The sequence below is a fragment of the Pseudomonas sp. W2-17 genome, from assembly GCF_041060445.1.
GTDB lineage: Bacteria > Pseudomonadota > Gammaproteobacteria > Pseudomonadales > Pseudomonadaceae > Aquipseudomonas.
In genome coordinates this window covers 67462-82610 of record NZ_JAUFNS010000004.1, presented here as the reverse complement: position 1 = coordinate 82610, position 15149 = coordinate 67462, and the positions used below count along the sequence as shown (strand labels likewise).

The window sequence follows — 15149 nt, the reverse complement described above, 5'->3', positions numbered from 1 at the left end:
TCAGAGTCCTTGTTCGCTGAGCCACAGGTTCAGCGCTGCGAGCTGCCACAGCTTGGAGCCGCGCAGGGGCGTCAATTGGCCCTGCGGATCGGTCAGCAGTTTGTCGAGCATGACCGGGTTGAACAGGCCACGGTCCTGGCTCGGATCGAGCAGCAGATCGCGGACCCAGTTCAGCGTGTCGCCTTCCAGATGCTTGAGGCCAGGCACCGGGAAATAGCCTTTCTTGCGATCAATGACTTCGGACGGAATCACCAGGCGCGCCGCTTCCTTGAGCACTTGCTTGCCGCCGTCCGGCAACTTGAAGCGGCCCGGAACCCGTGCCGACAGCTCGACCAATCGATAATCGAGGAACGGGGTGCGTGCTTCGAGGCCCCAGGCCATGGTCATGTTGTCGACGCGTTTGACCGGGTCATCCACCAGCATGACCGTGCTGTCCAGGCGCAGGGCTTTGTCCACCGCCGCATCAGCGCCCGGCATCGCGAAATGCTCGCGCACGAAGTCACCCGCCGCGTCATCGGCGGTCAGCCACTTCGGCGTAACGGTCTCGGCGTATTCGGCGTAACTGCGGTCGAAGAACGCATCGCGGTAGGCGGCGTATGGGTCGCTGGCGCCGTCCACTTGCGGGTACCAGTGATAGCCGGCGAACAACTCGTCGGCGCCCTGACCGCTCTGAACCACCTTGCAGTGCTTGGCCACTTCGCGGGACAGCAGATAAAAAGCGATGCAGTCATGGCTGACCATCGGCTCGCTCATCGCCCGGAACGCGGCGGGCAGTTGCTCGATGATTTCGCTTTCTTTGATACGCAGCTGGTGATGATTAGTGCCGTAGTGTTTGGCGATCAGGTCCGAATACTGGAATTCGTCACCGCGTTCGCCGCCGGCGTCCTGGAAGCCGATGGAGAACGTCGACAGATCCTTCACGCCCACTTCACGCAGCAGACCGACCAGCATGCTGGAATCGACGCCGCCGGACAGCAGCACGCCAACGTCCACCGCAGCGCGTTGACGAATGGCAACCGCCTCGCGCGTGCTGTCGAGCACACGGTCGCGCCAGTCTTCGAGGGTCAGATTCGCTTCGTCGGCACGCGGGCCATAGGGCAGGGTCCACCAGACTTTCTGCTCGACCTTGCCTTCGGCGCTCACGCGCATCCACGACGCCGGCGGCAGTTTTTCCACACCGGCGAGCAACGTGCGCGGCGCAGGCACCACGGCGTGGAAGTTCAGGTAATGATTGAGCGCGACCGGATCGAGCATCGGGCTGATGTCGCCGCCTTTGAGCAACGCGGGCAACGCGGACGCAAAACGCAAGCGCTTGTCGGTGCGCGACAGATACAGCGGCTTGACGCCAAGGCGGTCGCGGGCGATGAACAGGCTTCTGTTGTCGCGCTCCCAGATGGCGAACGCGAACATGCCGTTGAGCTTGGGCAGCATGTCAGCGCCCCAGGCGTGGTAGCCCTTGAGCAGCACTTCGGTGTCGCCGCCGGAATGGAACTGATAGCCAAGGCTTTCTAGCTCAGCGCGCAGTTCCGGGAAGTTGTAGATCGCGCCGTTGAAGGCCAGGGACAGGCCCAGGTGGCTGTCGATCATCGGCTGCGCCGAGCCGTCCGACAGGTCCATGATTTTCAATCGACGGTGGCCGAGGGCAATTGGCCCCTGGCTGTGAAACCCCCACGCATCCGGGCCGCGAGCCGCGAGATGATGGGTGATACGTTCTACTGCGGCAAGATCCGCAGGTTGATTGTCAAAGCGTAGTTCGCCAGCTAATCCGCACATCTGTCCTAAACCCTTTATGTTTTCGGCGTGTTTGGCGTTACTGGGATTGCGCGGCGATAAATGCCGGGTTCATTCCGGACATCAGGCGCATGATTGCGTACATATGGCGCGTGTCGTACATCCTGCGCTGTCTTATCCCGAGCCTGCGCAATGCACTCAGCCAGTAACGTTTCGGCCCTGTCCCGGCGCGGATATACAACCCTGACACGAGCCCGCGTCCTACTGGCGCGAACACGTAATCAGGGCGCGCTGCCGTCAGCGGCCTAGCTTTATCGAGTACCGGCAGGCGTGGATCGTTCAATAAAAAAACATTGCAAGGGAGGGAGGCGTGACGGGGTTTTTAATCACCGACCACGTTTTTCGTGGGGTTTCGACTCGCTCATAGGTGCAAGAAGCGCTGCCTACGTGATGTCTGGGAAGCGCATGTCTCACCCAAGTCACCGCGAGCGGTTGGCGATCCGTAAAGCCGCGGTTTTGATGTACTTCACCGAATTGGCAAGGTTACCGGCATGACTTTCGAGGAGCATGAGGTCCTCTTGTCGACACACGACTCGTTGAGCCTTCAGGTAGATGGCGTGACCTTCGAGAAATTGCGACAGAGAGTCAAAGTAGGCAGCAGAATCTTCGAGATCCAGCTGCATATCTTTCAAGCTTAGTGTAGACATCGAGGCTCCAGACGCTATTGAAGCAGGCGTCCTGGCCTGACGGGGTTGGGGTATTGGGTTCACTGTCCGATTCTTTGTTTATCGGCAGCCCCCAGGAAACTTTAGCTGATTATTAGGGTCCGTCGCGGCGGCGTGTCAATAGCCTGTCATCTCCAGATACCCCACACCCTCATGGCTACCGCTCAGGGTGACCGGCCCCTCCCAATAGGGAATCTGCAAATTCATCCACGCTTGGGGGTTCAGCGCTTCGACAGCGATATCCACGGCCTTCGACGGTATTTTTACCGACCAGAGCGTGGGCATGTCGCGGCCTTCAACGTCAGTGGTGTCTTCCGGTGCCAGTTCTATGTCCTTCGCCGCCAGTTGTTCGGTGCTGCCGTCGGCGTTGATCCATGTCCCAGTCAGGTACGGCTCGCCGTCTTTTTGCCGCATGCGATAGAGCATGACTTCGGTGCCATCACCCAGATGCAGCGAGAACCAGTCCCAGCCCGTCTGATTATCCGTGAGCGGCTGGCTGCTCCACTCCCGGTCCAGCCACGCGGGCCCGGACACCTGATAGGTTTTGCCGTCGATCTCGAGGCTGCCGTCTGCCTGAAAAAACGGCTGGCTGTAATAGTACGACGCCTGACCCTGCTCGGACTTCTGACTAAAGCCCTGTTTGCCTTGCAGCACCAACGGTTTCGTGGCTTTCAGGTGCAGGCGATAGTTGAACTGCGGACTACTGGCCTGCAACTGCATGTCCGCCAGCGGGTCATCGTTGGCAGACTGGCTGGTGAAGGACCAGTCATCGATCCAGGCCGCGAACGGTGCCAGTGTCACGCCGGCCTGCTGCACGCCGCCACGGGCGTAGCGTTCCGCTGCGAAATGGTCGTCCTGGGACGTCACGGCGGCGTGGCCCATCCACAGATTGCGGTTATTCCAGCCAGACCCATCGCCTTGCAGCCCTTTCGCGCGAGGGAGGGCATTGCGAAACAGGGTCCATTGCACGCCAAACGACTGGCCGTCGGCATCCTTGAGATTGGCGGTGAGGTACCACCACTCGATGCGGAAATCATCGTGGGGGCCGTGATCGTCGGGAAACACGAACCGCTTGTCCGGCGTTACCTGCGCGTAATTAGAGGCGTCGTCGGCAAGGCCTGCGAAGCCTTTTTCTTCCTCGGGTTTGTCGTCGCAGCCGCTGAGCATCAGACCGAGCATCAGCAGCACGACGATCTGCAGGCGAACGATGACCAGGATCAGGGCCTTAACCTTCATTGGCGAAAGTCCTCAACAAATCGGCGGGGCGGGTGCGGTACAAACGGTAGAGCGGCCATGCCGAGGCCAGCAGTGTGGCGAGCATTGCCAGCAGCGTCAGGCGCAACAGCTGCATCGGGAACACCTGCAGCGGCAGGCGCCAACCGAAGGCTTGCACGTTGATCACCGCGTCCAGACACCACGCCAGCAACAGCCCCAGCGGAATTGCCAGCACCAGCGTCAGCACCGCCAGCAGCCAGGTCTGCGCCAGATTGAGCAACATCAATTGCCGCCGCGTCACGCCCAGCGCCCACAGCGGCGCCAATTGTGCGAGGCGGCTCTGGCTCTGGGTGAGCAGACTGATGAACAGCGCGACGCCAGCGACCATCAACGTCAGGCTGTTCAAGGCTGCGGTGGCAGCGAAGGTGCGTTCGAAGACCTGCTGCGACCAGGCTTTGAGCTGAATCTGATCGACGATGCGGTTGTCGTCGATGGTGAATTTGTTGTGCAGCACCCGCAGCAGTTGCGGGATGGCGTGGGGATCGATGCGCAGATTGAAACGGTTGGGCGTCAGTTGCGGCCAGTGCTTGAGCAGGTGGTCGGCGTTCACCAGCATGTGGCCCTTGGGATTGCCGTAATCGGCATAAATGCCAACGACGCGCAGTGGCCACGGCCCGTCGGGCGCCGGCAGTTTCACCTCATCGCCAACGCTGACATCCAGACGGCGGGCCAGTTGTTCGCTTAGCATCAACGTGTCTTCCTGCGCCAGTTGCTTCCAGGCATCGCCGCTCGCCGATTCCAGCAACGGCCAACGCTGGCGATAGTGCGGATGGTCAATGACGCCATACAGCTCGGCAGGCCAGCCATGCAGTTGCAGCGACACCTGCCAGTTGGGCAGCACCGCCGAGGTCAGCGGTTGCTGACTCAACCACTGTTGCAGCGGCGCGGCTTGAGCGGGATTCTGCGGATTGATGTACAACTCTGCGCTGAGGCGTTGCTCCAGCCAGTGGGTGAACGTCTGGCGGAACCCCGACGTCATGCTGCCCGCGCCGATGTTGGCTGCCATCGCCAGTAGCAAGGCCATCAGCGCCAGGCTCAGGGCCGGCAGTTGGTGGCGGCAGTCAGCGAGAAACCACTGACCCAGCACCGAACGGCTCCTGCCCAACAGTGCGTTGAGCAGCAGGTTGAGCAGCACCGGAAGGCCCAGCGCCGCACTCAACAACAGGCTGGCCATCAACACGAAGCCCAGCGCCAGGCTGTCGCCGAACAGCGCGGCCGATACGGCAATCAACGCCGAAATCCCGGCAACCCAGCCCTGGCGTCGCAGCCATTTGGCGTGGGTTTCGTGCCATGCCTGGGCATTGGCCAGCGCCAGCAAGGGCAGACGCGCCGCGCGCAGCAGGCTGCTGGCCCCCGCGAGAAACGCGCCGAGCAGACTGACGCCCAATCCGCTCAGCCACCACCAGACGCTCAGGTTCAGGTGGCCTGCGACTTCAGCGCCGTACAGCCCGCGCAGACTCGCCGCGACATCGGGCAACAGCGCGCTCGCCAGCCAGTAACCACTGATGACGCCGGCTATGCCGCCGAGCAAGGCCAGCCCCCCGAGCTCGACCACCAGACTCACCATCAATCTGCGTGCGCTGACCCCGCAGGCACGCAGATTGCGCAGCAGCCCGCGACGCTGTTCCAGCGCGAGACCAATGGCTGCGTGCACGATGAACAGCCCGACCACGAACGAAAGAAAACCCAGCGCGTCGAGGTTCAGGTGGAAGCTCTCGGTGAGCCTGCCCAGGTCATTGTCTTCACCGCTTTTGCGCAGTACCAGCTCGCCGTTCAGCTCGGCCGGCAGGGGAGGGGCGTTTTCGGCGAAATCCTTGGGCAGCACCAGCCGCGAGATCTGATTGGGCTGGCTGAGCAGTTGCTGGGCGAAACCGATGTCCATGAGCAGCACGCCCGGCGCCATGTCGGTTTTCCCACGCAATGGCGGCAGCACCTTGCCGGAGTCGATGACCGGCTGCTGGCCCTCATGAAGACCGAGGGCCACGAGGGTCTGCGGCGAAATCCAGGTGGTGCCGGGAGGGGTGAAGAAGTCCACGATCTGCGCGGTGTCCAGCGATTGCCCGGCAAGAGCCGTGTTCACCGGCAGCGAGACTGGCTCGATGCCGAGCACGGTCAGGCGCTGCTCCGGCGCTTCCTTCAGGGTGACGCGCCCGCGGAGTGCGGGGGAGACCGGCCATCCGGCACGACGCAGAGTCACGAACAGGTCCTGGGCAAAGTTGGCGCCGTTGGGCGAGACCAGGATCTTCTGCGGCTCGCCGCCGATCATCTGACTGGCTTTGGCATAGCTTTCACGGGCCTGACTGTTCAGCGCCTGCACGCCGGTCAGCAGGCTGGTTGCCAGCCACAGGCCGGTCAGCACGCTGAAGAACTGCACGGGATGGCGCCGCCAGTGGCTTAGCAGCGCTTTCAACGTCCAGTAGAAGACAGGCATCTCAGCGTTCGCCTTCGCTGACCAGCCGACCCAGATGCAACACGGCCTGACGCTGCAATCGCGTCGCCACCCTCGGGCTGTGGGTCACCATCAACAGGCTGGTCGTGCTGTCGGTGAGGAGGTCCAGCAACAGTTGCAGCACTTCATCGCTGGTGGCTTCGTCGAGGTTGCCGGTGGGTTCGTCAGCGAGCAGCAGGGCCGGGCGAGACGCGAGAGCCCGGCCAATCGCAACGCGCTGCTGCTGACCGCCGGAAAGCTGTTCGGGGTAGCGCTTGAGCAGCGCGCCCAGGCCCAGCCGCTCGGTGAGTTCGGCCTGCCATTCGGGCTGATAGCGCCCGGCCAGACGCGCCTGAAACGCCAGGTTGTCTTCGACCTTCAGGCTGCTGATCAGGTTGAACTGCTGGAACACCAGGCCGATTTCCGTACGCCGCCAGTTGGCCAACTGCGCTTCGTTCATCTGGTCGAGACGCTGCCCGGCGACCTCGATGCTGCCCTTGTCCACGTGGTCCAGCCCGGCCACGAGATGCAGAAGCGTGCTCTTGCCGCTGCCGGACTCACCCATCAACGCCAGACTGCCGCCCTGACCCAGTTGCAGGTCCGCGCCACGCAAAACGGCCAATGGGCCCTGGGCCGTGGCATAGCTTTTGAACACACCCTGGACTTGCAGCATCGACACGCACCTGAATGGAGGGATGGGCTGGAGGATAACGGTTTGGCTGGAGCCGATGTAGCTGGCGAAACAGTGGATCTTCGGCAGGACGAAGAAGTTGCGTCGGATAGCGGCGACGGGCGCCTGGACAGCCGATACCGCAGGCCTCTCTACTTCCCGCGAATCAGCCCGCGCAGCGCGAAGCGGTTGGGGTGACAGGCTTCGGCCACGCTTCGCGGCAGTGGCAGGGGTTCGTTATCCAGCCAGGCGGCAATCAGTTCGCCGGACAGCGGCGCAGTGATCAGACCGCGAGAGCCGTGACCGCTGTTGACGTACAGCCCGTCGAGCCATGGGCACTCGGTATCCGGCGTCTGGCGCGCATCCTTGCGCAGCACGGCGTACGCCTCAAGAAACGCCGCCCGATCCGCCAGCGGCCCGACGATGGGCAGGTAATCCGGGCTGGTGCAGCGAAACGCGGCGCGACCTTGCAGGTCCTCTGCTGGCAGCGCGGTGACGTTCAGCCGCTCGGTCAGGTCCTCGGAGATCTCCCTTAGCAGTTCGAGATTGCCGAGATGTTCGGCCGTATTCGGCGTCAGGTCATCGCTGTTGAAGGCGAAGCTTGCCCCCAGCGTGTGTTCGCCGCCGCGCGCGGGCGCTACGTAACCCTCTGCGCACACGACAGTCGTCAACGCCTGGCTTTCGGAGGTTTCAGCCAGTCGGGTGATCTGCCCGCGAATACGCTTGAGGGGCAGGTCAGCGCTGGCCGGGAAGCGTTTGATCTCGGCTGCGCCCGCCAACACGACGACCGGAGCAGAAGCCAGCAGACGCTCGCCATCCCACGCCTGCCACAGCGCCCCGTCCCGCCGCAGCTCGATCACGTCATGGTGGGTCAGCAGCTTGATGTTGCTGGCGCTGGCCTGATCGCGACACAACGCCGGCGGATGCACCCAGCCACCTTGGGGGTAAAACAAACCGCCGCTCTTCAACTCGACACCGGCCCGTGACTCGGCGTCAGCCCGGTCCAGCACATGCAGCAGATCGTCGGGGAACGCCGCCGCCAGTTGCGCCTGCCGCGCCTGCTCTTTCTCGTCGAAGGCAAGCTGCAGCACGCCGCAATCGTCCCAGTCGATGCCCCGTTGCAGGCGTTCCAGCAAACGGCGGGTGTGACCAAATCCGCTCAAGATCAGCTGCGACAACGGGGTGCCGTGGGCCGACAGCTTCAGGTAGAGCACGCCTTGCGGATTGCCCGATGCTTCTTGCGCCAGATCCCCGTGACGTTCCAGCAGACTGACGTGCCAGCCGCGCGCGGCAAGACTTGACGCGGTGGCGCAGCCTGCCAGGCCTGCGCCGATTACCAACGCCGTGCGAGGGGTGTTCAGTGGGTGGGGCATTGAACGGGGTCGGGCAAACCACGGCTTGGCGGGCGGGGGCGTTGGCACGCCTTCTGGCCAGCCGATGAAGCGGCCTTTGAGCACTTCCCATTTATACCCGATCCCCGGCACGCGCTTCATCTTGAAACCGGCTGCGTTCAATGCCCGGCGCACCCAGCCCGTGCTGGTAAAGGTGCCGATGGTCGAGCCCGGTGCCGCCAGCCGCGCCAGCTCTGCGAAGAGCTCGGGCGTCCACATTTCCGGGTTTTTCGCGGGGGCGAAACCGTCGAGAAACCAGGCGTCGATCTGTCCGTCCAGCTGCGGCAGCATGTCCAGCGCATCGCCAACCAGCAAGGTCAGGGTCACGCGGCCGCCCTCGAAGACCCAGCGCTGGAAGCCCCGATGCACCGCCACGTATTGCTCCAGCAACTGATCCGCTTGCTCCTTGAGCTCGGGCCACAAATTCAGCGCGCGTTCCAGATCGGCACGGGTCAGCGGGTATTTTTCGACGCTGACGAAATGCAGGCGGGCGTCTGCCACTGCGCTGGCATTGAACAGCTGCCAGGCGCACAGGAAATTCAATCCGGTACCAAACCCGGTTTCGCCGATCACCAGTCGGCCACCCGCCGGTAACGCAGCAAAGCGCTCGGGCAGCTCGTTCTGGGTCAGGAACACATGGCGGGTTTCATCGAGGCCCGATCCGGTCGAGAAATAAACGTCGGCGAACACCCGCGAATGCGGATTGCCGTGTTCGTCCCAGTCGATCAGGGCGTGGGCGATCTGGTCATCGGCGATCTGGGTGTGGTCAGTGGTGGTCATGTTCGGCTCGGGGCGGGCGAGGTGGCGATGTTACTCCAGCGTCCGGGGAGGCGTGCACTACATATGTATGCCACTTTGCGGGTGCGTTCCTGTTTATCTATGCGCCTTTGATCACACGCAGAAACAAGGACGTCACATGAACACCGCCAGTCAGGCTCTTACGACTTCATTCATTCAGGACACGCTGCCGCAATGGTTCATCCAGGCGACCCCGGCGATGCGCGATGCCCTGCGGCAAGACATGACCCTCGCGCAGGCCGCTCGGGAAAACCTCAAGCAGGTGCTCCAGCGCATTCAGGACCTGCCGTCGTTTGCGCGGCCTTTGCTGGCCCAGGCCCTCGACGCCGAATTCGGTCCGGGTCTCGATGTCGACCGTGACCGCTTCTTCCACGCCAGATTCCAGCGCGACTGGCTGACAGGTCGTGCTTCGCCGCAGGGTTCCAGCACACGTTCGCTGCTGGCCGCTGCCTTGCAAAACTTTGAGGCGGTTGAAGCGACGGACGCCGATCGTGAAAGCACCTCGGCAATCATTGGCGGCGCATCGGATACATCGGCGCGGCCGGATAATGTTCATCCATCAAGGATTAGTCCCGGTCGCTTCATTGAGCTGTGCCGTCGGCTCGACCTGGGCGGTCAGTATCAACGGCACTTGCATCATGTGTTGCACCCCGTCGCGAGGCCGGACGTCCCCGGGAGTCTGGACAGCAATGACATCAAGTCGCGCATTATCGAGCATGCCCGTCTGACCTTGCGGGTCGACTCCCACATCGCACGCCTCAAGGGCTCTATTGATGAGGCGCAGTACCAGAGGCTGCTGCAGCTCGACCCCTACGGCCCGGCGCATCAGGTGTCCACCCTGCAACTGCTGGGCTGCAAATTGCGCGGCCCGCTGTTATTCAAATCCACCGAGCAGACGCGTTGCGTGGTGTACCTGCCTGGGGAAGCCAGTGGCGCAATCCAGTCCTACCCCTCGCTGGAACATTTCACACAGGCGCTGCGGACCAAACTGCGCTCCGAGGCGTATCAACGCTACTTCGACCGTTTCATTCCCGAACGCAGCAAAGGCGCTTTCTTCAAACGCTTGCACGAGCGCCTGGCGCCCCATGTCCTGCACAGCGTCGCCCGTGGCAAAGGTTTTCACCGACAGCTGATCAGCGTTTCGGAAGTGGATCAGAATGCTTTCCTCGACCTGGAAGCCATCGACGTGGGCGGCGCGCTGGGTGATGTTTTCTATCTTCATCAACTGCTGCGACTGAAGGATGACGCTCGTGTGCTCGCGGTCCCCACTAACGACGAAGACCAGAAAACCCGCGACCAACGCCTCGCTGAGTGGCTGGACTACGGCATGGATGCGCTGAATATTGCCGCGCTGTTCGTTCCCGGCCTGGGCGAAGTCATGATGGCCGTTGCGGGCGCGCAATTGCTCGACGAGACCTTCGAAGGCATCGAAGCGTGGCGCCATGGCGACATGGATGAGGCACTGGATCACTTGGGCAATGTCGCGCAAAACCTGGCATTCATGGGGGCGCTGGGTGCCGCGGGCGCCGTGACGGGCGCAATGGCCGCAGAATCCGGTGGGTCGCAGCCACCGTCGTTCATCCAACGCAGCGTTCCCGCCCGAAACGCTGCAGGTGGCCTGCGCCTGACCGACGTGAGCGTGGCTTTGCGTCGTTTGCATCCGGAACTCGCGGACATCGACGACAACACCGTCGGCCGCATAATGGCAGTCAGCGGGGTGGATGAAGAGCATCTGGCCGCATTGCACATCGCCAATCAATCGGCACCCGCAGCGCTGCTCGATACCGCCAAGCGTTTTCGCCTGAGTCAGCAGGCGGCAGACTCAGCCGACGCCTTCAACGCGGCGTACCTCGCCAGCGAGCAGTCGAGCGACCCGCTGATTGCGCTGCTGAGACGGGATTTCCCGTCCCTCACGTTGGCGGCAGGCCAGGAGCTGATCGCTGAAACCGCCAGCGAACAGAAACTGGCCATGCTGGACACTCAACGCATTCCGCTCGAAGTGGCCGGAAAGGTCCGTGGGCATCTGCGTCAGACCCGCATGAACCGAGCGCTGGAGGGTTTCTTTCTGACGCCCAGCACGGCCAACGCCGATCTCCAGCGCCTGACGTTGCGCAGCCTTGAAACATTCCCGGGATGGCCCGCTGACCTTCGCATCGAACTGAGGGAGGGCAGCACCACCGGGTCTTTGCTGGACAGCATTGGCGCCAAGGGTGCCTCGCAATGCCGTGTGTTGATCAAGTGCGACAAAGGCTTTCAGGTAGCGGGCACCGAGGAGTCGGAGAAAAGGGTCAGCCTGTTTGCCGCGCTCTTGCGTGCGCTGCCAGAGAGCAGTCGTCAGACCATGGGGTTCAACGACCCCGAAACGGGCGCACGGGCCTTCAAGCGTCGCATTTTTAATTGGGTCCGGTTGCAGCCGGAGTGGGCATCCGAGCAGTTGGGGCAATGGACGTTACCGACCGGGTTCAGGCCGCCGCAGCGTTTGCTTGACGGGCGCATCGGCTACCCACTCAGCGGGCGCGGTGTGCCTGTGGCTGACAGCGCGGTTCATCAGCAATTGCTCCAGGCAATGGCGCAACTCTACCCGGAGAGTCTCGAGATGACGGAGCAGGTGCGTGGCATGGCCCGGCGGGGGCGATCACTGGAGCAAGTGCTGCACGCGACGCGCGCTCGTGCTGTGGCCTATGACCAGTTGCACGTGAGCCTGATCGCCTGGGCGGAAGCCGACGATATCAGCGTGCTGCTCAATGACGGTGAACGTCTGGCGCGGCGTCGGGTGGCCAACGCGCTGGGTCGGGCCTGGCGCTACAGCCATGCTGATGCGCCGCGGGGTACGCGCTGGCTGACGCTTGAGTTCCTGACAATGCCGGAATTGCCGCCGTTGCAAAGTTTCTATGCGGACATCACACAGATCGAGCTCAATAACGTGCAGTTTGATACCAATGCTGCCAATGCGTTTCTGGCGAACTTTCCGAACATGACCCATTTGAACGTGCGCGGAAGCTTCACCGAGCTCCCGAGCGTGTTACCGCAGTTTGAGTCCCTGCAGCACCTGTCGCTGGAGAACATGCAATGGCCCCTGGGCCAGCCTGCCATGGACACGCTGATGGACATCCCCGCGCTGAATTCCCTGAGCCTGGCCGGCAGCCAGTTGGGTGAGTTCACCGACACCGGCCGCCTGAGCCTGTCGACCTTGTGGATTAACAACACGGGCCTTACCCAGTGGCCTGAATGGACCGATTCGCTGGGCCTTGGCGAGCTGGACATCAGTGACAATCAGATCACCGACATCCCTTCCGACGTGATCGAAAACTCAAGGGATGATGGCCAGCACACGGTGATCTACGCCTACAACAACCCGTTCAACCGCCAGGCGCTCGAGGATTACTGGCGCAACGACACCGGCTACGGTCATCGCTATCAGCTCGATTACGACTTTCCCGAAGACATCCGCGAGATCCACGTCGAAGGCGCGCCGATGGACACAGACTCTGAGCCATCTGATGACGAGTCCGCGTCTCATGGTCACCGCTCTGGTCCGAGCGCGGGTGCTGCGAGACCCTCGGCGCAGGTATGGTTGCGCACGGGTGAAGATGTGTTGAATCAGCGGTTGCTGGCAGCGTGGACGCAGGCTGAACAAGCCGCCGATGCGCCTCATCTGCTGGTGCTGTTGCAGCGTTTGAGGGAGACCCCGGACTTCCGCCAGTTCCATGCCGAGCTTGCCAGTGAAGTGCTCACCGTTCTGGAAACAGCGGCGCAGGATGCCGGGTTGCGTGGGCAGATCGAGGTCATGGCCAACGACCGCTTGTTCGGCGCCAACCAGACCTGTCAGGACGGGGCGCGCCTGATCTTCAGCGACATCCAGGTCGCGGTTTACAGCCATGGTGCGCTGCGGGGCGTTGCAGAAAGCCAACGCACAGACGCCTTGCTGGGTGTCCTGCGTCAGCTTTTTCGCCTCAACGAAGTGCAGGCGATTGCGGATGGAGAGATCGCCCGGCGCGAAAGCCTGGGAATGGCGCTGGATCATGCGGAGGTGCGACTGGCCTACCGCGTTGGGTTGGCGGAGGAACTCGGGCTGCCCGGTCAGCCTTACCGCATGGTCTGGGCGCGTCTGGCGGCAGTCGACCGTGGGGCATTGCTGGATGCCCGTCGCCAGGTGCTGGAAGTGGAACGGGGCCCGGCTTTCCTGCAGTTTGCCGTCGGTGACCAGCAGTGGAACGCGCGGTTGCGCTCCGAGCATGCGCCCGCGCTGGCTTTGGCCACTGAATCTGTGCGCGCACGCATGGCCGCTCTGGAAGAGCATCCGCCCACCGATCCCGACGAGTACCACCGACAGGGCCTGGCCCTCATCGCCGAACGTGATGCGGCCGAGGCGCTGATGCTCACGCAATTGACCGATCTGTACCGCGCGGGCTGGTAACCCGCGCATCGAGGCGGCCGCGCTGTGCCGCCGCCTCGGTGTTACCTGCAACCGATGTTTCTCGTCGCAGTGATCCATCCCACAGATTGGCGGTCATAACCTGCATCAACGCCGTCTCTCGCCTGCTAGTCTTGACCGATCCTGAAGGAAGCCCTGCATGTTCGAATCCGCTGAAATCGGCCACACCATCGACGACGAAACCTACGACGCTGAAGTCCCGGCCCTGCGCGAGGCGCTGCTGGAAGCTCAGTACGAACTGCATGAGCAGGGCAAGCGCCAGATCATCGTGCTGATCAATGGCATCGAGGGCGCCGGCAAGGGTGAAACCGTCAAGCTGCTCAACGACTGGATGGACCCGCGCTACATCGAAGTGCGCACGTTCGATCAGCAAACCGATGAAGAGCTGGCCCATCCGCCGGTCTGGCGTTACTGGCGCCAGTTGCCGCCGAAGGGCCGCATCGGCGTGTTTTTCGGAAACTGGTACAGCCAGATGATCCAGGGCCGGGTGCACAAGCGCTTCAAGGACCCTGTGCTGGATCAGGCCATCAACGGCGCCGAGCGACTGGAAAAGATGCTGGTCGACGAAGGCGCGGTGATCTTCAAATTCTGGTTTCACTTGTCCAAGCGGCAGATGAAGCTGCGCCTCAAAACCCTCAAGGATGACCCGTTGCACAGCTGGCGGATCAGCCCGCTGGACTGGCAGCAATCGAAGACTTACGACCGCTTTGTGCGCTTCGGCGAGCGCGTGCTGCGCCGCACCAGTCGCGACTACGCGCCCTGGCACGTCATCGAAGGCGTCGACCCGAACTACCGCAGTCTCACCGTTGGCCGTTTGCTGCTCGAGGGTTTGCAAAACGCTCTGAAGACGCCTGAAGGGGCGACCCATCTTGTCGGACTCGGCCCTTTGCCCAACAACAGCAACGAGCTGAGCCTGCTCGACAACCTCGACATGACCCTGGCGCTGGAAAAAGACGACTACGACGAGCAACTCATCACTGAGCAGGCGCGGCTTTCGGGGCTGATGCGCGACAAACGCATGCGCCGTCACTCGCTGGTGGCGGTGTTCGAGGGCAACGATGCAGCGGGCAAGGGCGGTGCGATTAAACGGGTCGCCGGAGCCCTCGATCCAAGGCAGTACCACATCGTCCCGATCGCCGCGCCCAGTCAGGATGAACTGGCTCAGCCTTATCTTTGGCGCTTCTGGCGGCAGATTCCGGCGCGGGGGAAATTCACCGTGTTCGATCGGTCATGGTACGGACGCGTGCTGGTCGAGCGAGTCGAAGGCTTCTGCTCCGAGGCGGACTGGTTGAGGGCTTACAGCGAGATCAACGACTTCGAAGAGCAGCTCACGGATTTCGGCGTGGTGGTGGTGAAGTTCTGGCTGGCGATCGACGACAAAACTCAGCTGGAGCGTTTTCAGGCGCGGGAGAAAGTGCCGTTCAAACGCCACAAGATTACCGAGGATGACTGGCGCAACCGCAGCAAGTGGCCGCTCTATCGCGAAGCGGTGGGCGACATGGTTGATCGCACCAGCACGGAAATCGCCCCGTGGACGCTGGTCGAAGCCAACGACAAACGCTGGGCGCGGGTAAAGGTACTGCGCACGATCAACGAAGCGATCGAGGCGGCATTCAAGAAGAGTGACAAGAAGCACAAGTAGCGGGAAAGGAAGCGTACGAGCCGGAGTCGGCTCGTACGCTTCTCAGTCGGTGAC

At 62.5% G+C, this 15149-nt stretch carries 8 protein-coding genes; 2 read left to right on the top strand and 6 right to left on the bottom strand.

Annotation, left to right across the window (positions count from 1 at the left end; translation table 11 throughout):
• From QWI20_RS06095 to mnmC, 6 genes are all read right to left on the bottom strand, one after another.
• Nucleotides 1-1773: an N-acetylglutaminylglutamine amidotransferase gene (locus QWI20_RS06095; RefSeq protein WP_369304661.1), complete on the bottom strand. Its 1773-nt coding sequence runs from the start codon at nucleotides 1771-1773 to the stop codon at nucleotides 1-3.
• 437 nt (nucleotides 1774-2210) lie between these two features.
• Complete coding sequence (locus QWI20_RS06090; RefSeq protein ID WP_369304660.1) at nucleotides 2211-2438, bottom strand: hypothetical protein; 228 nt, start codon at nucleotides 2436-2438, stop codon at nucleotides 2211-2213.
• Nucleotides 2439-2573: 135 nt separating this feature from the next.
• Nucleotides 2574-3692, bottom strand: a complete 1119-nt coding sequence (locus tag QWI20_RS06085) for a lipocalin-like domain-containing protein (protein WP_369304659.1) — start codon at nucleotides 3690-3692, stop codon at nucleotides 2574-2576.
• Nucleotides 3682-6162, bottom strand: coding sequence for an FtsX-like permease family protein (locus tag QWI20_RS06080; RefSeq protein ID WP_369304657.1), 2481 nt, complete (start codon nucleotides 6160-6162; stop codon nucleotides 3682-3684). The genes QWI20_RS06085 and QWI20_RS06080 overlap by 11 nt, the downstream gene beginning before the upstream one ends.
• Before the next feature lies 1 nt (nucleotide 6163).
• Nucleotides 6164-6832 (bottom strand): ABC transporter ATP-binding protein, encoded by a 669-nt coding sequence (locus QWI20_RS06075; RefSeq protein WP_369304656.1) that lies wholly within the window; start codon nucleotides 6830-6832, stop codon nucleotides 6164-6166.
• Between the two features lie 149 nt (nucleotides 6833-6981).
• The gene (gene mnmC / locus QWI20_RS06070; RefSeq protein WP_369304655.1) at nucleotides 6982-9000 is read right to left on the bottom strand and encodes a bifunctional tRNA (5-methylaminomethyl-2-thiouridine)(34)-methyltransferase MnmD/FAD-dependent 5-carboxymethylaminomethyl-2-thiouridine(34) oxidoreductase MnmC; all 2019 of its coding nucleotides are present in this window, start codon (nucleotides 8998-9000) and stop codon (nucleotides 6982-6984) included.
• A 136-nt stretch (nucleotides 9001-9136) separates the two neighbouring features.
• On the opposite strand from mnmC, the gene QWI20_RS06065 reads away from it, so the two are divergent.
• Nucleotides 9137-13435 (top strand): DUF6543 domain-containing protein, encoded by a 4299-nt coding sequence (locus QWI20_RS06065; RefSeq protein WP_369304654.1) that lies wholly within the window; start codon nucleotides 9137-9139, stop codon nucleotides 13433-13435.
• Nucleotides 13436-13592: 157 nt separating this feature from the next.
• Nucleotides 13593-15095, top strand: coding sequence for a polyphosphate:AMP phosphotransferase (gene pap, locus QWI20_RS06060; protein ID WP_192170972.1), 1503 nt, complete (start codon nucleotides 13593-13595; stop codon nucleotides 15093-15095).
• Nucleotides 15096-15149: the final 54 nt, after the last annotated feature.